The organism is Streptomyces sp. Root1304 (genome assembly GCF_001426405.1).
Lineage (GTDB): Bacteria > Actinomycetota > Actinomycetes > Streptomycetales > Streptomycetaceae > Streptomyces.
The window spans coordinates 15,101-36,914 of record NZ_LMEP01000013.1; the positions used below are offsets into that span (position 1 = coordinate 15,101).

The 21,814-nt window shown below is 73.1% G+C and carries 19 protein-coding genes; 13 read left to right on the forward strand and 6 right to left on the reverse strand.

The window, feature by feature from the left end; genetic code table 11:
* Positions 1-4 precede the first annotated feature (4 nt).
* Entirely contained in the window at positions 5-223 is a 219-nt protein-coding gene (locus ASD33_RS35485; protein ID WP_157870049.1) for a hypothetical protein, read from the reverse strand.
* An 82-nt stretch (positions 224-305) separates the two neighbouring features.
* On the opposite strand from ASD33_RS35485, the gene ASD33_RS18885 reads away from it, so the two are divergent.
* Positions 306-659 (forward strand): hypothetical protein, encoded by a 354-nt coding sequence (locus ASD33_RS18885; RefSeq protein WP_056561628.1) that lies wholly within the window; start codon positions 306-308, stop codon positions 657-659.
* 56 nt (positions 660-715) lie between these two features.
* Here the strand turns inward: ASD33_RS18885 and ASD33_RS18890 are convergent, their stop codons facing one another.
* The 3 genes from ASD33_RS18890 to ASD33_RS18900 all read right to left on the reverse strand — a co-directional run bounded on the left by ASD33_RS18890 (position 716) and on the right by ASD33_RS18900 (position 3,604).
* Positions 716-2,023 (reverse strand): coenzyme F420-0:L-glutamate ligase, encoded by a 1,308-nt coding sequence (locus ASD33_RS18890; protein WP_056561629.1) that lies wholly within the window; start codon positions 2,021-2,023, stop codon positions 716-718.
* A complete protein-coding gene (cofD, locus tag ASD33_RS18895; protein ID WP_056561631.1) occupies positions 2,020-2,976 on the reverse strand; it encodes a 2-phospho-L-lactate transferase in 957 nt (318 codons plus the stop codon). The genes ASD33_RS18890 and cofD overlap by 4 nt, the downstream gene beginning before the upstream one ends.
* 106 nt (positions 2,977-3,082) lie before the next feature.
* Positions 3,083-3,604 (reverse strand): cysteine dioxygenase family protein, encoded by a 522-nt coding sequence (locus ASD33_RS18900; RefSeq protein WP_056561632.1) that lies wholly within the window; start codon positions 3,602-3,604, stop codon positions 3,083-3,085.
* Positions 3,605-4,255: 651 nt separating this feature from the next.
* Between ASD33_RS18900 and ASD33_RS18905 the strand changes: the two genes are divergently transcribed.
* The 3 genes from ASD33_RS18905 (at position 4,256) to ASD33_RS18915 (ending at position 10,019) form a co-directional block, all read left to right on the forward strand.
* Positions 4,256-4,519: a WhiB family transcriptional regulator gene (locus tag ASD33_RS18905; RefSeq protein WP_015033978.1), complete on the forward strand. Its 264-nt coding sequence runs from the start codon at positions 4,256-4,258 to the stop codon at positions 4,517-4,519.
* A gap of 239 nt (positions 4,520-4,758) precedes the next feature.
* Complete coding sequence (locus ASD33_RS18910) at positions 4,759-8,469, forward strand: glycosyltransferase family 2 protein (protein ID WP_056561634.1); 3,711 nt, start codon at positions 4,759-4,761, stop codon at positions 8,467-8,469.
* Positions 8,466-10,019 (forward strand): DUF5719 family protein, encoded by a 1,554-nt coding sequence (locus tag ASD33_RS18915; protein WP_056561636.1) that lies wholly within the window; start codon positions 8,466-8,468, stop codon positions 10,017-10,019. The genes ASD33_RS18910 and ASD33_RS18915 overlap by 4 nt, the downstream gene beginning before the upstream one ends.
* 70 nt (positions 10,020-10,089) lie before the next feature.
* Here ASD33_RS18915 and ASD33_RS18920 read toward each other — a convergent pair whose 3' ends face one another.
* Complete coding sequence (locus ASD33_RS18920) at positions 10,090-10,545, reverse strand: metallopeptidase family protein (RefSeq protein WP_056561638.1); 456 nt, start codon at positions 10,543-10,545, stop codon at positions 10,090-10,092.
* Positions 10,546-10,844: 299 nt separating this feature from the next.
* On the opposite strand from ASD33_RS18920, the gene ASD33_RS18925 reads away from it, so the two are divergent.
* The 8 genes from ASD33_RS18925 to ASD33_RS18960 all read left to right on the forward strand — a co-directional run bounded on the left by ASD33_RS18925 (position 10,845) and on the right by ASD33_RS18960 (position 19,408).
* On the forward strand, positions 10,845-11,279 hold the full coding sequence (locus tag ASD33_RS18925) for a DUF3499 domain-containing protein (RefSeq protein ID WP_079044864.1): 435 nt from the start codon (positions 10,845-10,847) through the stop codon (positions 11,277-11,279).
* A gap of 103 nt (positions 11,280-11,382) precedes the next feature.
* The gene (locus ASD33_RS18930) at positions 11,383-12,747 is read left to right on the forward strand and encodes a phosphomannomutase/phosphoglucomutase (RefSeq protein ID WP_056561641.1); all 1,365 of its coding nucleotides are present in this window, start codon (positions 11,383-11,385) and stop codon (positions 12,745-12,747) included.
* Between the two features lie 101 nt (positions 12,748-12,848).
* Positions 12,849-13,031, forward strand: a complete 183-nt coding sequence (locus tag ASD33_RS18935) for a Trm112 family protein (protein WP_056561643.1) — start codon at positions 12,849-12,851, stop codon at positions 13,029-13,031.
* A 289-nt stretch (positions 13,032-13,320) separates the two neighbouring features.
* The gene (locus ASD33_RS18940) at positions 13,321-14,472 is read left to right on the forward strand and encodes an SIS domain-containing protein (RefSeq protein ID WP_056561645.1); all 1,152 of its coding nucleotides are present in this window, start codon (positions 13,321-13,323) and stop codon (positions 14,470-14,472) included.
* A 259-nt stretch (positions 14,473-14,731) separates the two neighbouring features.
* Positions 14,732-15,883, forward strand: a complete 1,152-nt coding sequence (gene manA / locus ASD33_RS18945; protein WP_056561647.1) for a mannose-6-phosphate isomerase, class I — start codon at positions 14,732-14,734, stop codon at positions 15,881-15,883.
* 66 nt (positions 15,884-15,949) lie between these two features.
* Positions 15,950-16,927 (forward strand): cation diffusion facilitator family transporter, encoded by a 978-nt coding sequence (locus ASD33_RS18950; protein ID WP_056561649.1) that lies wholly within the window; start codon positions 15,950-15,952, stop codon positions 16,925-16,927.
* A 304-nt stretch (positions 16,928-17,231) separates the two neighbouring features.
* Positions 17,232-18,641, forward strand: coding sequence for an adenosylhomocysteinase (gene ahcY / locus ASD33_RS18955; RefSeq protein ID WP_056561650.1), 1,410 nt, complete (start codon positions 17,232-17,234; stop codon positions 18,639-18,641).
* Between the two features lie 152 nt (positions 18,642-18,793).
* Positions 18,794-19,408, forward strand: coding sequence for a hypothetical protein (locus tag ASD33_RS18960; protein ID WP_056561652.1), 615 nt, complete (start codon positions 18,794-18,796; stop codon positions 19,406-19,408).
* Between the two features lie 3 nt (positions 19,409-19,411).
* On the opposite strand, the gene ASD33_RS18965 is transcribed toward ASD33_RS18960, so the two are convergent.
* Positions 19,412-20,356, reverse strand: coding sequence for an RDD family protein (locus ASD33_RS18965; RefSeq protein WP_199863549.1), 945 nt, complete (start codon positions 20,354-20,356; stop codon positions 19,412-19,414).
* 119 nt (positions 20,357-20,475) lie between these two features.
* Here ASD33_RS18965 and ASD33_RS18970 point away from each other — a divergent pair, with 119 nt between their 5' ends.
* Entirely contained in the window at positions 20,476-21,483 is a 1,008-nt protein-coding gene (locus ASD33_RS18970; RefSeq protein ID WP_056561655.1) for a stage II sporulation protein M, read from the forward strand.
* Positions 21,484-21,814: the final 331 nt, after the last annotated feature.

The following is a 21,814-nucleotide window of genomic DNA, read 5'->3' on the forward strand; positions in this document are numbered from 1 at the left end:
CCCGCTACTCGGAGTCCGGGTGCATCTGCACCCAGCGCCCGCCGATCGACTTCATCTCCACGCCGTAGTACGGCTGGGGCTGCGCGGCGGCGGCACCGCCGACGGGCGAGGAACCGGACCGCCCGCGACTCCGCCCGGCCGAGGCGGCCGGCTTGGGCGCCGCCTTCTTCGCGGTCACCTTCTTCGCAGCGGCCGGCTTCCCGGCCACCTTCCTGCTCTTCACGGACGCAGCCCCCGTCGAGGCGGCCCTTGGGGAAGCAGCCCCCTTCGAGCCCGCCCCCTGAGAACCCTGAGAACCCGTCCGCTTGGAAGCCGTCTCCTTCGAAGCGGCTGCCTTCGAGCCCGCCCCCTTCGGCCCCCGCCCCTTCCCCGCCGCGTCCCGCTTCCGCAACTGCTCGATCCTCCGCAGCATTTCGCCCCGGCTCATCGGCTTCGCGGGCTTCGGGGCGGCCGCCGCAGCCGCCGCCGCGGCAGCCGCCGCGACCTTGACCGGCACCCCGGTCACCGGGCGGCAGGCGCGGTGCGCCGGCCGCCCGTCACGGACGAGGACGAGCTTCTTCGGGGAGATCGGCATCGCGCAGACGATGCAGCACCTGAGACCCGAGGTGTTGGACGTGGACATGGCCCCCCTGTCGCACTTGGCCGGGACGGCAGGATAGTGCCCGCCCCGCCCCCGAACAGGCCCTTTTCCCCGGCGGCGGCCGTCGACGGCCCCTCAGCGCACCTCGATGAACTCCGAGGCCAGCCGCGCCGCCCGCTCCCTCGGAGCCCCCGCCGGATGCCCGATCGCCACCGCGCCCAGCGGGTCCCACGCCTCCGGCAGGTCGAGGACCTCCCGTACGACCTCCCGGCAGAACATCGTCGAGGACACCCACGCCGAGCCCAGCCGCTCACCGGCGAGCGCCACCAGGAAGTTCTGCACGCCCGCGCCCGCCGCCACCACGAACATCTCGCGCTCGGCGGCGTCCCGGCGTGCGTCGCCGTAGTGGTGGGAGCCGTCCATGACGAGACAGGGCACGGCCAGATACGGCGCGTCGCGGAGCACGTCCCCGCGCCGGACCCGCTTCGCGATGGACTCCTCGGACTTCCCGTCCCGCCGCAGGTCCGCGATCCACGCGTCCCGCATGGCGTCCAGCAGGCGGATCCGCGAGGCCGCGGACTCCAGCAGCACGAACCGCCAGGGCGTGGTGTGGTGCGGGGCGGGCGCGGTCACGGCCGCGGCGACCGCACGCCGCACCGCACCCGGGTCGACGGACTCGCCGGTGAACTCCCGTACCGTCCGGCGCAGCGTCACCGCCTCCCGTACGGCCTCCGACGTGCCGAGCCGGAACATGTCGTCGGCGGCGCCGCGCACCAGCGCCCGCGCCCCCGGCTCCTCGTCCCCGGCCACCACGTGCGGCAGCCCGCGGACGACGGCGACCGGCAGGCCGTTCGCCTTGCCCTTCACCAGGTCACCGGCGGCGGCGAGTTCGTCGGCGGTGGCGACGACGGTCGCGCTCAGCGGATTGCCGTACGCGTCGGTCCCGCCGCGCAGGTCGTCGAGGACCCGCACCCCGGCCGCCCCGATCGCCACATCCGTGAGCCCGCTGCGCCAGGGCCGCCCGAAGGTGTCCGTGACGACGACGCCCACGTCGACGCCGAGCGCCTCGCGCAGCCCCGAACGGATGCGGCGCGCCGAGGCGTCGGGGTCCTCGGGCAGCAACAGCACGGTCCCGGCGGGGGTGTTGGAGGCGTCGACCCCGGCGGCGGCCATGACGAGCCCCTGCCGGTTCTCGACGATGCGGAGCGGACCGCGCCGGGCGACCACCCGTACCGTCTCGGCGTCGATGGCCTCCTCGCGGTCGTCGGCGGCGATCACCCGCCCCTCGGCCTTGCTCACGATCTTGGACGTGACGAGGAGGACGTCCCCGTCGACGAGTTCCGGCGAGACCGAGGCGATCAGCTTGGCCAGGTCGTCACCGGCGGCGACCTCGGGCAGTCCGGGCAGCGCCCAGACCCGGTAGGAGGGCGGTACGGGGGTCACCCGCGGACCTCCTCGGCGAGCGCCAGGGCCTCCCGGGCCATCGCGGCCGTGGCCTCGACGTCGGTCATCATCAGCGGCACCGCCAGGCAGCGGATGCCCGCCGCCTCGACGTCCGAGACCGCGCCCGCGTCGACGGTGTCGACGAGCCAGCCCTGGACGAGCTCGGAGCCGTAGTTCGCGGCGACGGCCGCCGCCGTGGACTCCACGCCGACCGCCGCGAGGACCTTGTCGGCCATGCCGCGCACGGGCGCGTCGCCGACGATGGGGGAGAGCCCCACGACGGGCGCCCCGGCCGCGACGATCGCCTCGCGGATCCCGGGCACGGCGAGGATCGTCCCGACGCTGACGACGGGGTTGGACGGCGGGAAGAGGATGACGTCCGCCTCGGCGATGGCCTCCAGGACGCCCGGCGCGGGCTTCGCGGCCTCCGCGCCGACCGGCACGATCGCCTTCGCGTCCACGGAGGCGCGCAGCTTCACCCAGTACTCCTGGAAGTGCACCGCGCGCTGCTCGCCGTCGACCTCGATCGCCACATGCGTCTCGACCCGGTCGTCGGACATGGGGAGGAGGCGTACGCCGGGCTGCCAGCGGGCGCACAGCGCCTCGGTGACGGCGCTCAGCGGGTAGCCGGCGCCGAGCATCTGCGTACGGACGATGTGGGTGGCGAAGTCCCGGTCGCCGAGGCCGAACCACTCGGGCCCGACCCCGTACGCCGCGAGCTCCTCCTTGACGGTGAAGGACTCGTCCGTACGTCCCCAGCCCTGCTCCTCGTTGATGCCACCGCCGAGGGTGTACATCACCGTGTCCAGGTCGGGGCAGACCTTCAGCCCGAAGAGATGGATGTCGTCACCGGTGTTGCCGATGACCGTGATCTCCGCGTCAGGCGCGGCCTGCTTGAGGCCGCGAAGGAAACGGGCACCACCGATGCCGCCGGCCAGAACCACAATGCGCATGTACGGCAGTCTGTCAGGCGGTCGGCCGACGACCACTCCAGGGGCGGCCGGGGCGGCGTGACGGCTGGTGCCGGAAACGACGGTGGTGCCGGAGACGGCGGTGGCGTCAGGAAGCGACCGGGGCGACCGAAGCACCCGGACCGACCGGAGCGCACTGCTCGCGCAGCGACTCGTGCATCGGCATCTCGGTGAGGCCCGGGAAGTAGACGTGCAGGCTCACGGCCGGTTCGAGGGAGTCGTTGACGACCTCGTGGACGTAGCCGGGGGCGAACACCCGCTCCCCGCCCGGCGCGAGCGTCCGCGCGCCCCGGTCCGTACGCTCCGTCAGCTCGCCCTCCAGGACGGTCAGGACGCCGGAGGAGAGGCCGTGGTCGTGGAGCCCGCTGCCCTGGCCCGGCACCCAGGAGAGCAGCCACACCTCGTAGCCGGGGCCGGTGCGGAGCCGGTGGTACCAGCGGGTGGTGGCGTCGTACTCGACGTACGGGGCCCACTGGGCGCGGTCGGCGGCGATCGAGCGCGCGAGGCCGGCGAACTCGGCCACGGTCTCGGGGTGGGCACGCTCGGGCCGGAGGAGGTGCGGGACCTCGAGGATGTCGCCGGCGATCTGAAGGTCGCTGTCCATGTTCATGGGTGGGGAGGTTCCTCAGCAGAAACAGAAGCGGTGGGGGTCACGGAAGAGAGGTGACGCGAGTGACGCAGGGTGACGCTGGGAGAAGAAGCTGGAGCTCTACGGCATCAACAGCTGGAACAGCAACAGCAACAGCGCGCCTGGACAGCGCGGCGGAACCCACGGCTGTGGGTCGCGGCGGGCGCTGTGGTCGCTGGCATGCCACCAAAGGTGGCCGGAAGCCCACCCGACTGTCAACTCAATGCCCGATTTGGGGGTAATGTTTCACCTCATCCGGTTACAGTGCCCGGAGAAAGGTTTGTTCAGCCCCGGACCAGGCAACATGGCGCTGCAACCGTGCCCGTAAACATGGCCGGTCCGTGATCGGACTGTGATCCGGATCGCTTCCATGGCTGGATCGCAACAAGATCCAAGTCTCGGACGTCCTTCCTTGTGAGGACCGTGCGGTGCTCCAGGCCGGTGGCATGTGTCACGTTTTTGGTGATTTGAACACTTTCCGCATAGGCTTGGTTCCGCAGAGTGAATACGGGGCCCAATAGCAGATCTCCGCTTGACTCGCGCAGAGCACGAACTTGTAATTTCACTCGTGTCGTTCGGCCGGGTTCGCAACGGCAACATCACGGGGACGCACAGAACAGACGAGGGGCGCACATGACCGAGTTGTTCCAGGAACTGCTGGTCGAGGACGCGGACGAAGAACTCGGCTGGCAGGAGCGCGCGCTGTGCGCCCAGACCGATCCCGAGTCCTTCTTTCCCGAGAAGGGCGGCTCGACCCGCGAGGCAAAGAAGGTCTGCCTCGCCTGCGAGGTCCGCTCCGAATGCCTCGAATACGCCTTGCAGAACGACGAGCGCTTCGGCATCTGGGGCGGTCTCTCGGAGCGCGAGCGGCGCCGCCTGAAGAAGGCCGCCGTCTGAACGGCCGGAAACCCTCCGGGCCCCGCGCGCCACGGCACGCGCACCGGAAACACGGAGACCGGACGAACGGTCCGCCCCCTGTGCTTCATCCACAGGCGGCGGACCGTTCTGCGTGCTCTGTCCACAGGGTGCCGTCCACAGGGGCGGACCGCTCCGCGCACAGCCGTTAGTGTGGGCCTCCGTCCGAGACGCACCCCACGCCCCCCGCGGGCGACCCCGGCCGGAGGGCCCGTAGCTCGATGTCCTCAACTCCTGAGTTTCCGCGACACGTCGTCACCGCCGTGCTCGTCACCCACGACGGCGCCCGCTGGCTGCCGGACGCCCTCGCCGGGCTGCTCGCCCAGGAACGCCCCGTGCAGAACGTGGTCGCCGCCGACACCGGCAGCGCCGACGACTCGGCGCAGCTCCTCGCCGACGCCGTCGGCGCCGACCGCGTCCTGCACCTCGCGCGCCGCACCGGCTTCGGCGCCGCCGTCGAGGAGGCGGCCAGAACCGCGCCCCTGCTCGGACCCGAGGACCTGCCCTACCTGAAGCGCCCCAGCGGCTGGGACCCCGTCAGCCGCACCTGGGACGACGGCGCCTACGACCTCCCCGAACTCCCGCACGGCGAACCGGTCCAGTGGCTCTGGCTCCTCCACGACGACTGCGCCCCCGAGCCCGGCGCCCTCGCCGAACTCCTGCGCGTCGCCGACTCCGACGCGGACGCCGCCGTCATCGGCCCCAAGCTGCGCGGCTGGTACGACAGGAAGCAGCTCCTGGAGACCGGCGTCTCCATCGCCCGCAGCGGCCGCCGCTGGACCGGGCTCGACCGCCGCGAGCAGGACCAGGGCCAGCACGACCAGGTCCGCTCCGTCCTCTCCGTCTCCACCGCCGGCATGCTCGTCCGCCGCGACGTCTTCGAGGAACTCGGCGGCTTCGACCGCCGACTGCCCCTCATGCGCGACGACGTCGACCTGTGCTGGCGCGCCCACTCCGCCGGCCACCGCGTCCTCATCGCCCCCGACGCCGTCCTGCGGCACGCCGAGGCCTCCGCCCGCGAGCGCCGCACCGTCGACTGCGCCGGCCGCACCGCCGCCAACCCGCACCGCGTCGACAAGGCCGGCGCCGTCTACACCCTCCTCGCCAACACCCGCGGCGCCGCCCTCCCGTACGTCCTGCTCCGGCTCGTCCTCAGCACCCTGCTCCGTACCCTCGCCTACCTCGTCGGCAAGGTCCCCGGCCAGGCCGTCGACGAGGTCATGGGCCTCCTCGCCACCCTGCTGCGCCCCGAGAAGATCCTCGCCGCCCGCAAACGCCGCAAGAACCCCGAAGTCCCCGCGAGCGAACTCCGCCCGCTGTTCCCGCCGCCCGGCGCCACCGTCCGCGCCGCCGTCGAGCAGTTCACCGCCAACTTCGGCGGCTCCGAAGCCGAGTCCGGCGGCTCCCGCCACGGCGTCATCGAGTCCGGCCCCGGCGGCGACGACGCCGACTACCTGGAGATCGAGCAGTTCGCCCGGCTCAAGAAGATCGCCCGCAAGCCCGGCCCGGTCCTCTTCGCCCTCCTGCTCCTCATCTCCCTCGTCGCCTGCCGCAACCTCTTCGCCGGCGGCTCCCTCGCGGGCGGCGCCCTGCTGCCCGCCCCCGACACCGTCTCCGGCCTCTGGTCCCGGTACGCCGACTCCTGGCACGCCCTCGGCACCGGCGGCACCCAGACCGCCCCGCCGTACCTCGCCGTGCTCGCGGCGCTCTCCGCGCTCTTCCTCGGCTCCACCTCCACCGCGCTGACCCTGCTGCTCGTCTGCTCGGTCCCGCTCGCCGGGTTCACCGCGTACTTCGCCGCCCGCGGCATCGTCGAGTCCCGGCTGCTCCGCGCCTGGGGCGCCATCGCGTACGCCTTCCTGCCCGCCGCCACCGGGGCCCTCGCCACCGGCCGGCTCGGCACCGCCGTCCTCGCGATCCTGCTCCCGCTGATGGCCCGCGCCGCCGTCGCCGCCCACGGCTTCAACCGGGCCGAGCGGGGCAGCTGGCGCGCCACCTGGGCGTACACCTTCCTGCTGACCTTCGCGACCGCGTTCACCCCGGTCGTCTGGCCGCTCGCCGTCCTCCTCGGCCTCGGCGTGCTGGTCGTGCGCCGCTCCGACATCACGGCGTACGGCCTGCGCTTCCTCGCCGCCGTCGGCACCCCGCTCCTGGTCCTCGCGCCCTGGTCGCTCACCCTCCTGACCGAGCCCGCCGCCTTCCTGCGCGAGGCCGGCCTCGACATCCGTACGGGCACGGCCACCGCGCTCGACCTGCTCGGCACCAGCCCCGGCGGCCCCGGCACCACCGGCGGCCTCCTGCTGGCCGGGCTCGTCCTCGCCGGCCTGGCCGGACTGCTCCGCGAGGAGCGCCGGCTCGCCGTCCGCGCGGCCTGGGCCGCCGCCCTCACCGGCCTCCTCTTCGCCGCCCTCTCCAACGGCGCCGGCGGCACCGGTTGGGCCGGACCCGCCACCCTCGTCTACGGCGCCGCCCTCATCGCCGCCGGCATGATCGGCGCCGAGGGCGGGCGCACCCGCGTCGCCGCCCACGGCTTCGGCTGGCGCCAGCCCGTCGCCGCCCTGATCGCCCTCGCCTGTGCACTCGGCCCGGCCGCCGCCGCCGTCGGCTGGATGATCGGCGGCGCCGACGGCCCGCTGACCCGGCGCGACCCCGTCCAGGTCCCGGCCTTCGTCGCCGAGGAGAGCGGCACCCGCGACCAGCCCCGCACCCTGGTGCTCGGCGCCGGCGCACCCGGCGAGGTGGCGTACACCCTGGTCCGCGGCTCCGGCGCCCGCCTCGGCGACGCCGAGCTCACCGCGACGGCCGAGGCCGACCCGCGCCTCGACGACGTCGTCGCCCACCTGGTCGCCGGCTCCGGCGCCGACCAGACCCGGGAACTCAGCGGCTACGCGATCCGCTACGTCCTCGTACGGGACGGCGCGCCGCGCCAGATGAGCCGCGTGCTCGACTCCACCCCCGGCCTCAGCCGCCTCAGCCAGCTCGACGGCAGCGCGCTCTGGCGCGTGGACCGCGAGATCGCCCGCATCATGATCGTCCCGCCGGCCGCCAAGACGGCCGAGGGGACGGGGGAGCCCGCCAAGGGCTCCGAGCCCGTCGCCGTCGCCGCGGGCCCCGTCGAGGCGCACACCACCGTCCCGGCCGGCCCCGCGGGCCGCGTCCTGCGGCTCGCCGACCGCGCCGACGAGGGCTGGACCGCCACCCTCGACGGCCGGGAACTCACCCGCACCACCGTCGACGGCTGGGCCCAGGGCTTCGAACTCCCCGCCCAGGGCGGCCGCCTCGACCTCACGTACGACCAGCCGCTCACGCACACCGCGTGGATCTGGGCCCAGGTCGGCTTCGCCGTCGTCCTGCTCGTCCTCGCCCTGCCCGGCCGGCGCCGTGAGATCGACGACGACCTGCCCGAGGAGGAGCTCGCCATCCCCGCCCAGGCGACCGAGGGCGACGGCCGCCGCGCCCGCCGGCTGCGCGCCGCGGCCGAGGCCGAGGCCGAGGCCGGGACCGTTCCGGAACAGGAGCAGGCCCCGATCCCGGAGCAGCAGACGTACGAGCCCCAGGCGTGGGACGGCGACCCCGACGGCCACGACCCCGCGTACGCCCAGGCGCAGCAGGCCCAGCCCCAGGCCCAGGACCAGCAGGCGTACGCCGAGCAGGGCTACTACCAGGGTCAGCAGGAGTACGCGGCCGACCCGTACCAGCAGCAGCCGTACGCGTACCCCCAGCAGGGCTACGACCAGCAGCAGCCCTACGCGGAACAGCCCGGCTACGACCAGCAGGGCTACGAGCAGCAGCCCGGCTACGGGCAGCAGCAGTACGACGGCGGGCAGCAGCCCCCGTACGACCCGCAGCAGTACGACCCGTACGGCTACGGCTACGGATACCCCCAGGGCCACGAGCCCGAGCAGCGTCCCGACGGGAGCAGCAACCGGTGAAGCGCACGACCCTCTCCCTGATCGCGGGCGCGACGGCCCTCGCCGCCGTCACCGGATTCGCCTCCCTCACCACCCCGGACGGCCCCGCGGCCCCCGAGGCCAAGGCCACCACCCGCCTGCCGGTGCAGCGCGCCGGCCTGGTCTGCCCGGCGCCGAGCACCTCGGAGGTGGCCGAGACCCTGTACACCTCGTACACCCCGCCGAGCACGATCGCGGGTACGGGTACGGGCACGGGTTCCGCGAAGGGCGGTGCGTCCGGCAAGGCCGAACAGCCCACCGCCCAGCTCCGGCCCGCCGCGAAAACCACCCCCTCCGGCGGGGCCGCCAAGGGCACCAAGAAGCCCAAGGCCCCCACGGCCCCGGCCACCGTCACCGCCCCGGGCAAGCCGGTGACCGCCGAGGCGGACGGCTCCGCCGCGCCCGCCCTGACCGGCGCGGCGACCGGCACCCTCGCCCCCGGCTGGACCGTCCAGCAGACCACCGTCGTCCCGGCGGGCGGCGCGCGCGGCCTCCTCGGCCTCGGCTGCGGCGCCCCCGACACCGACTTCTGGTTCCCGGCGGCCTCCACCGCCAAGGAACGCCAGGACTACGTCCACCTCACCAACCCCGACGACACCGCCGCCGTCGTCGACATCGAGCTGTACGGCCCCGAGGGCGCGCTCAAGTCCCAGTTCACCGAGGGCATCCCGGTCCCCGGCCGCTCCACGGTCCCGGTCCTCCTGTCCACCCTCACCGGCGAGGCGGCCAAGCAGGACGTCACCGTCCACGTCAGCACCCGCAGCGGCCGGGTCGGCGCCGCCATCGCCGCCGCCGACGAGAAGCTCGGCAGCGACTGGCTCCCGGCCGCCGCCGACCCGACGAGCAGCGTCGTGCTCCCCGGCATCCCGGGCGACGCGACCTCCGTGCGCCTGGTGGCCTTCGTCCCCGGCGAGGACGACGCCGACCTCAAGGTCCAGCTGGCCACCACGACCGGCACGATCGTCCCGGCCGGCACCGACACCCTCCACGTGAAGTCCGGGATGACGTCCTTCGTCGACCTGCCGGGCCTCACCCGGGGCCAGGCGGGTTCGCTGCTGCTCACCCCGAGCGACCCGAAGAAGCCGACGCCGGTCGTCGCCGCCCTCCGGGTGGTCCGCGGCAAGGGCGCGGGCACCGAGATCGCGTTCCTGCCCGCGACGGCCCCGGTCGCCGCCCGCGCGACGGTCGCCGACAACCGGGCCAAGGGCTCCACGCTCGCCCTCACGGCGCCCGGCGCGGCCGCCCAGGTCAAGGTCACGGCCTCGGCCGGCTCGGGCGGGGGCACGCCGGTGTCGAGGACGGTCACCGTCAAGGCGGGCACGACGCAGGTGGTCACCGACCTGGTACCCGGCGGCCTCAAGGGCTCCTACGCGCTGACGGTGGAACCGGTCTCCGGCGGCAAGGTGTACGCGTCGCGGACCCTGGAGCTGCCCCTGGACGGCACCCCGATGTTCACGATCCAGCCGTTCGTCGACGACCGGGGCACGGTGGAGGTCCCGGCCGCCCGCCAGGACCTCGGCGTCCTCGACTGACACGGAGCCCCGGGCGCTGCCGAAGGGCAGCCCCGGCTCCGTACGGCGACAGGGGCCGCCCCCCGTGCGGTCAGTCCTGCCCGTACCGCGGATCGACCGACTCGGGGGAGAGCCCGAGCAGCTCCGCGACCTGCTCCACGACCACCTCGTGGACCAGGAGCGCCCGGTCCTCACGGCTCTTCGAGCGGATCTCGACCGGGCGCCGGTAGACCACGACCCGCGCCGGCTCGTTCTTCTCGGCGGGCGCGGAACCGCCCAGCGGCACCGTCTCGCCCGACACCGGCGGCGGCACCTCCATCACCATGAACTCGACGTCCGCCAGCTGCGGCCAGCGCCGTTCGAGGCGCTCCACCGAGTCCAGGACCAGATCGCGGAAGGTGTCGGCCCGGCTCGCCGAGAGCGGCACCTGGGGCGGGGCGACCGGCCCGCGCATCCCGCGGCCGTGCCGGTCACGGCGGCGCACCCGAGGCTCCGCGGGGGGCTCCGTGGAGTGGTGCGAGGGGCTCGGCGGCACAGGACTGTCCATCACTGACGCAGCGTAACCCTCATCCGTCCTCCCGCACTGTGGCGCATCCTCGCCACCTTCCCCGGTGCTCCCGCCCCGCCGCCACAGCCCATGTCGAAACCTGAACATTCCGGCCAATCGCCCGCTCGATTCGGCAGCCCCTCACGATCGGCCATCTGGCCGTGGTTGACCGGATCTGTACCCAGGACTGTCCGGATCGACTCCCGCCCGCACCCCCGTGCGCCCCCTCCGCCGCAGGTCGGCGGAGCGCCTCGGGAAGGGCCGGTGGCGGAGGTCACACCGCGACACGGTGGAGTGACCTGAGGGAGAGTCGTCGCGGCCCGCTCAAGAGTGCGGTACCGTCCAACGTCGTGAGCCCTGTACGTCGCTGTTCGCGCACCGCGTGCGGCCGCCCTGCCGTCGCGACACTGACGTACGTCTATGCCGACTCGACTGCGGTCCTCGGCCCGCTCGCCACCTACGCCGAGCCCCACTGCTACGACCTGTGCGCCGAGCACAGCGAGCGCCTGACCGCCCCACGAGGGTGGGAGGTCGTGCGGCTCACCGACGGTTCCGCCCCGCCCCGCCCCAGCGGCGACGACCTCGAAGCCCTGGCCAACGCGGTACGGGAGGCGGCCCGCCCCCAGGAACGCGCCGCCGAAGCCGGCGGCAAGGGCGGCGGAGGCCGTGGCGGCGACCCCATGGAGGTCGGCCGCCGAGGTCACCTCCGGGTGCTCCGTTCCCCCGACAACTGACCGCAACCGGCCACCGTCCGCGTCCCCCTTCACCGCTCCGGGTAGTTTTGGCGTTCCGAAACACGCGCCGCACCGCGTGCCGAGAACTCAGGAGGGTGGATCCGTGACTGCCGATCTGTCGCAGATCGTGAAGGCGTACGACGTCCGCGGAGTGGTCCCCGACCAGTGGGACGAGACGCTCGCCGAGCTCTTCGGGGCAGCCTTCGTACGGGTGACGGAGGCTGACGCGATCGTCATCGGCCACGACATGCGCCCCTCGTCGCCCGGCCTCTCGGACGCCTTCGCGCGCGGCGCCGCCCGCCTCGGCGCCGACGTCACCCTGATCGGCCTCTGCTCCACCGATCAGCTGTACTTCGCCTCCGGCAGCCTCGGTCTGCCCGGCGCGATGTTCACCGCCTCGCACAACCCGGCCCAGTACAACGGCATCAAGATGTGCCGCGCGGGCGCCGCCCCCGTCGGCCAGGACACCGGCCTGGCGCAGATCCGCGAGCTGGCGGAGGAGTGGTCGGGGACCGGCGCGCCGGAGGCCGCCGCGACGCCGGGCACGGTCACGCGGCAGGACACCCTGGCGGACTACGCCTCCTACCTGCGGTCCCTGGTCGACCTGACGGCGATCCGCCCGCTCAAGGTGGTCGTCGACGCGGGCAACGGCATGGGCGGCCACACCGTCCCCACCGTCTTCGACGGCCTGCCGCTGGACGTCGTGCCGATGTACTTCGAGCTCGACGGCACCTTCCCGAACCACGAGGCCAACCCGCTCGACCCGAAGAACATCGTCGACCTCCAGGCCCGCGTCCGGGCCGAGGGCGCCGACCTCGGCCTCGCCTTCGACGGCGACGCCGACCGCTGCTTCGTCGTCGACGAGCGCGGCGAGCCCGTCTCCCCGTCCGCGATCACGGCCCTCGTCGCGGCCCGCGAGCTCGCGAAGACGCCCGGCGGAACGATCATCCACAACCTGATCACGTCGTGGTCCGTGCCCGAGGTCGTCCGCGAGCAGGGCGGCGAGCCCGTCCGCACCCGCGTCGGCCACTCCTTCATCAAGGAGGAAATGGCGAAGACCGGCGCGATCTTCGGCGGCGAGCACTCGGCGCACTACTACTTCAAGGACTTCTGGAACGCGGACACCGGCATGCTCGCCGCGCTCCACGTCCTGGCGGCCCTCGGCGGCCAGGACGGCACGCTGTCCGACCTGGTCTCCGTCTACGACCGCTACGCCGCCTCCGGCGAGATCAACTCCACGGTCGTGGACCAGGCGGCGAGCGCCGCGAAGGTGCGCGCGGCCTACGCGAGCGGGGACGTCACCCTCGACGACCTCGACGGCCTGACGGTGACGTCCGAGGACTGGTGGTTCAACCTCCGCGCCTCCAACACCGAGCCCCTCCTGCGCCTCAACGTCGAGGCCCGCGACGCGGCCACCATGGCCAAGATCCGCGACGAGGTCCTCGCCCTGGTCCGGTCGACCGACTGACCCCGCCACCCGCCGGGGAACGGGGCGCCCCCTGTTCCCCGGCGGTAGGCTGACCTGGCCCGTAGGGCAGTACCACCACCGTTTGTCCGAAGGGAAACCCCATGCCGCTCGAAGCCGGCCTCCTGGAGATCCTGGCCTGCCCCGCGTGCCACGCTCCGCTGAACGACCACTCGGCTGACGAGACCCCCGAACTCATCTGCACCGGCCGGGACTGCGGCCTCGCCTACCCGGTCCGCGACAACATCCCGGTCCTCCTGACGGACGAGGCCCGCCGCCCGGCGTAACGCCACGGCACGGAGTCCCGACACCCACCGGCTCACGGCCTCCGGTTCGTGCGACTCCACGCCCCAGGGGGCTTGCCTCCCTGGCGGGTTCGCCGCCGACGGCGAGCACTCCCACGGGAAGACCCGCACCTCTGTGTCCTCAGCAGCACGGGTGGTGCGGGTGGGAGCCACCAAGCCCGGCCGAAGGCCGGGCACCCCGACGCACCCGCACCGCACCCGACCCACCCCGCACCCGCCCCGCACCCGCCCCGCAGGGCCCGCGACGACGACGTGACCGGAGGCACCGCCCATGCTCGACGAGACCCTCCTCGACGCCCCGGACGACCTCGCCCTCGCCGACCGCCGCGGCCTCCTCCGCGGCGCCGCCGAAGCGGGCGCGAGGGTCCGGACCGCCGCCCGGCACGCCGCCGAGGCCGGCATCGCCGACCTCCGCCCGGAGGGCCGCCCCCGCGTGGTTCTCGTCGCGGGACCCGGCACCGCCGCCGCCGGCGTCGCGGACCTGATCGGCGCCCTGGCCGGAGCCTCCGCCCCCGTCGTACGCCTCCAGCCGACCGGCGTCGCCCCCGCGGCCGGCGCCCTGCGGTGGGCCCTGCCCGGCTGGGCCGGCTCCGTGGACCTCCTGCTCCTGCCGACGACGGACGGCTCCGAACCGGGCCTCGCGCTCCTCGCGGAGCAGGCGTACCGCCGCGGGATCACGGTCGTCGCCGTCGCCCCGAAGGCCTCGCCGCTCGCCGAGACCGTCAGCGGCTCCGTCGGCCTGTTCGTGCCGATGGCCATCGCCCCGAACGAAGCCCCCGACGAGTACGCCGAGAACATCGCGGCCAGCCCCGGCGCCCTGTGGGCCCTGTTCACACCGCTCCTCGCGCTCCTCGACCGGGTGGGCCTCCTCGAAGCACCGCCCGAGGCCCTGGAGAAGGTCGCGGACCGGCTGGACCGTACGGCGGAACGCTGCGGCCCGGCCATCGCCACGTACAGCAACCCGGCGAAGACGCTCGCCGCCGAGCTCGCGGACTCGCTCCCGCTGATCTGGACGGAGGGCACGGCCGCCGGTCCGGCCGGCCGCCGCTTCGCGGCCGTCCTCGCGGAACTCGCGGGGCTCCCCGCGCTGGCCGCCGAACTGCCGGAGGCCCTGCCCGCGCACGGTGTCCTGCTCGCGGGCGACTTCGCGGCCGGCGCCGACCCGGACGACTTCTTCCGCGACCGGGTGGACGAACCGCAGGCACTCCGCGCCCGGGTCGTCCTGCTCCGGGACCGCCCGTCCGACGGCCTCACGGCCGCGCACGCCGCCCGCGAACTCGCACTCGGCCACGAGACCGCCATCAGCGAACTGGAGCCGGAGAAGGGCGGCGACCTGGAGACCCTGGCGGAACTGCTCGCCGTCACCGACTTCGCGGCCGTCTACCTGTCGCTGGCCACCCCGGGACGCACGGCCACCCACTGACGGCACCAGGGCCGCCCGCCGCCGGACGACACGACCGGCACGGGCACCCGGCCCACCCCGCCGTATGCCACGGGCAACGGCCACAGCCATGGCCACGCACAAAGCCCGCACCCCGCACACCACCCCGCACACCACCCCGCACACCACCCCCGTCCCCCCTCCCGCCCCTCGTCCGTCACCCCGCCGTCACCCGCCCCCTGTCACCTGTCTTCCGACACCCCTCACCATCCGTCACCACCCCGAGGAGCTGGCAGGCACCATGGACCGCCTCGTCAACACCGTCCGCCCCTACGCCTGGGGATCCACGACGGCCATCCCGGAGCTGCTCGGCATCGACCCGACCGGCGAGCCCCAGGCCGAGCTGTGGATGGGCGCCCACCCCGGCGCCCCCTCCCGCACCGAGCGCGGCTCGCTGAACGAGCTGATCGACGCCGATCCCGTACGGGAACTGGGGCAGCGTTCCCTGGACAAGTTCGGCCCGCGCCTCCCCTTCCTCCTGAAGGTCCTCGCCGCCGGCGCCCCGCTCTCCCTCCAGGCCCACCCCGACCTGGAACAGGCACGGGCCGGGTACGCGCGCGAGGAGGCCGCGGGCATCCCGGTCGACGCCCCGCACCGCATGTACAAGGACGCCAACCACAAACCCGAGCTGATCTGCGCCCTCACCCCGTTCGAGGGCCTGTGCGGCTTCCGCGCCCCCGCCGAGGCCGCCGACGTCCTCGCCGCCCTGGGCGTCGACTCGCTGAAGCCGTACGTCGACCTGCTCCACGCGCACCCCGAAGAGGCCGCGCTCCGCGAGGTCCTGACGGCGCTGCTGACCGCCGACGCGGAGGAGATGGCGCACACCGTCGCGGAGGCGGCCGCCGCCGCCGACCGCCTCGGCGGCGCCCACGCCCCGTACGCGGCCCTCGCCCACCACTACCCGAGCGACCCCGGCGTCATCGCCGCCGTGCTCCTCAACCCGGTCCGGCTCCAGCCCGGCGAGGCCCTCTACCTGGGCGCGGGCGTCCCGCACGCCTACCTCTCCGGCCTCGGCGTCGAGATCATGGCCAACTCCGACAACGTGCTGCGCTGCGGGCTCACCCCCAAGCACGTCGACGTCCCCGAACTCCTGCGGGTGGTCCGCTTCGAGCCGGCCGACCCGGGCATCCTGCGCCCCGAGGCCTCCCCGGCCGGCGAGGAGGTCTACGACACCCCGATCGACGAGTTCCGCCTGTCCCGGTTCGTCCGGGCCGAGGGTGCGGCCCCGACCGAGCTGACCGCCGCCACCCCGCAGATCCTGCTCGCCGTCGCGGGCCGCCCGAAGGCGGGAGAGGTCACCCTCGCACCCGGCGATTCCGTGTTCGTCCCGGCGGGCGAGCGCACCGAACTCACGGGGACGGGGACGGTCTTCCGCGCCACCGTCGTGGCCTGATGCGAGAATGACCGGCCGAACCGCGGCGACACTGCCGGTGCATCGACGAAGGGACCACGTACACCCATGAGCGCGTCAGGCGGAACCAAGGCGATCGTGGCGGCACTCGCCGCCAACCTGGCGATCGCGGTAGCCAAGTTCGTGGCGTTCCTCTTCAGTGGTTCGTCGTCGATGCTCGCGGAGAGCGTCCACTCGCTCGCCGACTCCGGCAACCAGGGCCTGCTGCTGCTCGGCGGCAAGAAGGCCCAGCGCGAGGCGACCCCGCAGCACCCCTTCGGCTACGGCCGCGAGCGGTACATCTACGCCTTCCTCGTCTCCATCGTCCTCTTCTCCGTCGGTGGCATGTTCGCCGTCTACGAGGGCTACACGAAGATCAAGGAACCGCACGAGATCGAGGCCTGGTACTGGCCGGTCGGCGTCCTCGTCTTCGCGATCATCGCCGAGTCCTTCTCCTTCCGTACGGCCATCAAGGAGTCGAACCCGCTCCGCGGCGACCTCTCCTGGAAGGAGTTCGTCCGCCGCGCCAAGGCCCCCGAGCTGCCCGTCGTCCTCCTGGAGGACCTCGGCGCCCTGGTCGGTCTCGTCCTCGCCCTGGGCGGCGTCGGCCTCGCCCTGCTGACCGGCAACGGCGTCTGGGACGGCATCGGCACCCTCTGCATCGGTGTCCTCCTCATCCTCATCGCGATCGTGCTGGCCGCCGAGACCAAGTCGCTGCTGCTGGGCGAGGCCGCCGGCATCGACGAGGTCAAGAAGATCGAGGCCGCGGTCGTCGACGGCGACACCGTCACCCGCCTCATCCACATGCGCACCCTCCACCTCGGCCCCGAGGAACTCCTCGTCGCCGCCAAGATCGCCGTACGGCACGACGACACGGCCACCGAGGTCGCGAACGCCATCAACGCCGCCGAGGAGCGCATTCGCGCCGCCGTCCCGATCGCCCGGGTCATCTACCTGGAGCCCGACATCTACAGCGAGAAGGCCGCCTCGGCCGGCGAGAACCCGGCCAGGACCACCGCCGAGACCCCGGACGGCACCGACCGCTGACCCCGTCCTCACGAGGCCCCCGCGACCCCACGGTCCCGGGGGCCTCGCGCACATGTACGGGGCACCGGGACCGCCCGGAAGACCGACGCGGACTGTGGCCCGCCGCACCGATCGGTGTAGATTCGTGACCAGCCAGACGTCGCTGCTGATGGCGGTCGGGCGGTCCTCACGGACCGGCCGAGGGAGAGAGGGCCTCCGACGACGGCACCGCGGAACCTCCCGGGCATTCGTGTGCCCGGAGCCCTCCGTGATGCCCCGGCGCCCATCGACCCTCGCACCCGAACACACGAGGAGCAGCTCAGTCATGACGACTGCCACCCACCAGGACTTCAAGGTCGCGGACCTCTCCCTGGCCACCTTCGGCCGCAAGGAGATCACCCTCGCCGAGCACGAGATGCCCGGCCTGATGTCGATCCGCCGCGAGTACGCGGAGACGCAGCCGCTCGCCGGCGCCCGCGTCACCGGCTCCCTGCACATGACCGTGCAGACCGCCGTCCTCATCGAGACCCTGGTCGCCCTCGGCGCCGAGGTCCGCTGGGCCTCCTGCAACATCTTCTCCACTCAGGACCACGCCGCCGCGGCCATCGCCGTCGGCCCGAACGGCACCCCGGAGAACCCGCAGGGCGTGCCGGTCTTCGCCTGGAAGGGCGAGACCCTGGAGGAGTACTGGTGGTGCACCGAGCAGGCCCTCACCTGGCCGAACTCGCCCACCGGCGGCCCGAACATGATCCTCGACGACGGTGGTGACGCCACCCTCCTCGTCCACAAGGGCGTCGAGTTCGAGAAGGCCGGCTCCGCCCCGGACCCGGCCACCGCGGACAGCGAGGAGTACGGCCACATCCTCCGTCTCCTCAACCGCACCCTCGGCGAGAACCCGCAGAAGTGGACCCAGCTGGCGTCCGAGATCCGCGGCGTCACCGAGGAGACCACCACCGGCGTCCACCGCCTGTACGAGATGCAGCAGGCCGGCGCCCTGCTCTTCCCGGCGATCAACGTGAACGACGCCGTGACGAAGTCGAAGTTCGACAACAAGTACGGCTGCCGCCACTCCCTCATCGACGGCATCAACCGCTACGGCGACGTCGGCAAGGGCTGCGCCGAGTCCCTCCGCGGCCAGGGCGCCCGCGTGATCGTCACCGAGATCGACCCGATCTGCGCGCTCCAGGCGGCGATGGACGGCTACCAGGTCGCCACCCTCGACGACGTCGTCGAGACGGCCGACATCTTCATCACCACGACCGGCAACAAGGACATCATCATGGCCGGGGACATGGCCAAGATGAAGCACCAGGCGATCGTCGGCAACATCGGCCACTTCGACAACGAGATCGACATGGCCGGCCTGGCCAAGATCCCGGGCATCGTCAAGGACGAGGTCAAGCCGCAGGTCCACACCTGGAAGTTCCCCGACGGCAAGGTCCTGATCGTCCTCTCCGAGGGCCGTCTGCTGAACCTGGGCAACGCCACCGGACACCCCTCCTTCGTCATGTCGAACTCCTTCGCGGACCAGACCCTGGCCCAGATCGAGCTCTTCACGAAGCCGGAGGAGTACCCGACCGACGTCTATGTCCTGCCCAAGCACCTGGACGAGAAGGTCGCCCGTCTCCACCTGGACTCGCTCGGCGTCAAGCTGACGACCCTCCGCCCCGAGCAGGCCGCCTACATCGGCGTCCAGGTCGAAGGCCCCTTCAAGCCGGACCACTACCGCTACTGATGCCCCGGTCGGCGGCGCCCGCGCGTTGACGCGACGCCGCCCCGGACACCCGTAGAGGAATCAGGCAGGCCCCCCGCACCCCCGTGCCGGGGGGCCTGCCCCGTCCAGCTCCCGCTCCCTCTCCAGGCAGCGCCCCTCCCGAGGACCGACCCATGCCCCGCGGCCGATATTCGCTCCATGACCCGCACGACCACACCCCCCTCGGTGAAGAGCACTTCCACTGCGCGCCCGGCCCCTCCGGCTGGCGCTACGTCTCACAGATCACCACCCCCTCGGGCGATCACCGGGGCTCCGTCGACCTGGCCGTCGACGAACTGGGCCGCCCCATCCGCCTGGAACTCCACGCCGCCGGCTGGCAGGTCCGCGGTGCGGCCCTCGACGGCGTCACCTGGGTCCGTACGGACCCCACCGGAATCCACGCCTCCGAAGGCAATGTGCGCGCCCACGCCTTCACCGGCACGTCCCCGGCGTTCCTCGTCGCCCTCACGCGACTCCTGCGTCTCACCCCCGATTCCCCCGAGACCCGCGTCAGGCTCGTCGCCCTCACGGATCCGGTGCTCGCCCCCCTCACGGTCGACCAGTCCTGGGCCCTGATGAGAAGTGAAGCGCACCCCACTGACAACGGCCCCCTGATGGTGGACGAGTACCAGGTCAGCGCCCTGGACACGGGGGAGAGGCACACCGTCCACATCGCCGGCGACGTGGTCCTCGCGGCCCCCGGCATCGAACTCGAAGCCCTGGAGACCCCACCGTCGGTCTTCCCCTGACGGTCAGGCGGGTGGAGCGAACCCGGTGGCGGACCCTCCGGCGGCCGGGGGAGCCCCGGCCGGGGGCCGGACGGCGGGAGGAACGACCGCCGAGCCGACCTCGGAAACGCCGGCGGGAGGAACGAATCCCGAGCCGACCCCCGAGCCCTTCGCCGTGCCGAGCCCCGAGCCGGCGGCCGGAACCCCTGCCACCACCGCCGAAGCGCTGAACGCCCGCCGGGCCTCCCGCGCCTGCCGTTCGGCCACGACCCCCGCCAGATAGGCGTCGGCCGGAACCCCCGGCGGCGGAGGCGTACCGGTCAGCGTCACCAGCTCGTCGGCCAGCCGCTCCGCGAGCCGCCGTCCCACGGCCGGATCGAGCTCACGGGCCCGCGTGAGGTACTGCCGGATCTCCAGCCACAGCGCGTCGGGCACAGCGGAGAGATCGAGCCCGGCGAAGCGCCCCACCAGCCACGGCGGCGGCGGAGGCACGAACGCGGTCCGGGCCGCGGGTATCCGCTCCCGCACGACCAGCGTCCCCGCGAAGACGTCCCCGAGCCGCCGCCCCCGCTCCGACACCAGCGACGCGATGCAGGCGACGACCCCGAAGGTCATCAGGATCTCCACGACCCCCATCGCCCCGCGCACGAGCGCGTGCCGGAACCGGATCGGCCCGCCGTCGTCCCGCACCACCCGCAGCCCGCAGGCCATCTTCCCCAGCGACCGCCCGTGCGACAGCGTCTCCACCGCGATCGGCGCCCCCACCAGGACGAGCAGGAACGACGCGATGGACACCGCCATGACCGCCGCCTCGTCGAGGGAGGCGGTGGCGACCGCGAGCCCGAGCGTGATCAGCAGATACGCCGTCCACACCACCACCAGGTCGATCAGCAGGGCCAACGCCCGGCTCGGCAGCCGCGCGGGCTGCAACCCCAGTACGACGGCGTCTCCCGTCACCAGCCCACTCACGGCACCCACCCTTCTCCGGCCTTCCCGACCCCACCGAACGCCAGTCTGCCAAGCTGACCCGCAGCGCGCCGCAGTAGTACGGACCCGTCCGCAGCCGATGCCTGGAGCAGCAGCCGATCATGGACCTCGACGTCTACGTCACCGCCCACCGCGCCGAGTGGGAACGCCTCGACGACCTCCTGCGCCGGGGCGGCAAGCTCACCGGAGCCGAGGCGGACGAACTCGTCGCGCTCTACCAGCGCACGGCCACCCACCTGTCGATCGTCCAGTCCAGCGCCCCGGACCCCATGCTCACGGCCCGGCTCACCCAGCTCGTCGCCCGGGCCCGCGCCACCGTCACGGGCACCCGCCGGGCCTCCTGGCGAGACGCGGCCCGCTTCCTCACGGCCGGGTTCCCGGCCGCGGTCTACCGATCCCGCCACTGGTGGATCCCCACCGCCGTCCTCTCCACCCTCCTCGCCGTCCTGATCGGCTGGTGGATCGGTACGCACCCGGAGGTCCAGGCTGCCATCGGGGCCCCGGCCGAGCTCCGCGAGATGACCCGCCCCGGTGGGCAGTACGAGACGTACTACTCCAGCCACCCGGCGGCGTCCTTCGCCGCCCAGGTCTGGACGAACAACGCCAAGGCCGCCGCGATGTGCCTGGTCCTGGGCGCCTTCCTGGGCATCCCGGTCCTCTGGATCCTCTTCATGAACATGCTGAACGTCGGCGTCGCCATCGGCCTGATGTCCTCGGCCGGCCGGCTCGACGTCTTCCTCGGCCTGATCCTTCCGCACGGCCTGCTCGAACTGACGGCCGTCTTCGTGGCCGCCGGTACGGGCCTCCGCCTCGGTTGGACCGTCATCGACCCGGGCCCCGCCACCCGCCGCGCCGCCCTCGCGGAACGCGGACGCGCCGCCGTCGGCATGGCGATCGGCCTGGCCCTGGTCCTCTTCGTCTCGGGCCTGATCGAAGGCTTCGTCACCCCCTCCGGCCTGCCCACCTGGGCCCGCATCGCCATCGGCATCGCCGCCGAGCTGGCCTTCCTCGTCTACGTTTACGTCCTCGGCGGCCGCGCCTCCCGGGCCGGCGACGGGGGCGACCTGGAGGAGCCCGACCGCAGCGCGGAGCAGCCCACCGCCGCCTGATGTGCGTACGACCCCCCTGACCTGCTAGTGTCTTCCGGTGCCCACAAAAGCCATTGACACGGCGGCTGTGGGGAGGTAGATTCAAACGGTTGCCTGGAACTGGACAGTTCGGCAGCGATCTAGTAGAATGTCACTCACTCCGGTCGGGAATTCAATTCCACGGAGTCACCCCGATTCCAATCCGAATCACGAAAGCCACCGATTAGGTCGGCCCAAATGATTCTGATAAAGTCGGAACCGCCGGAAGGGCCCGGAGCGAAAGCAAAAGGGACCGGAAAGCACCGAGGAAATCGGATCGGAAAGATCTGATAGAGTCGGAAACGAAGGAAGC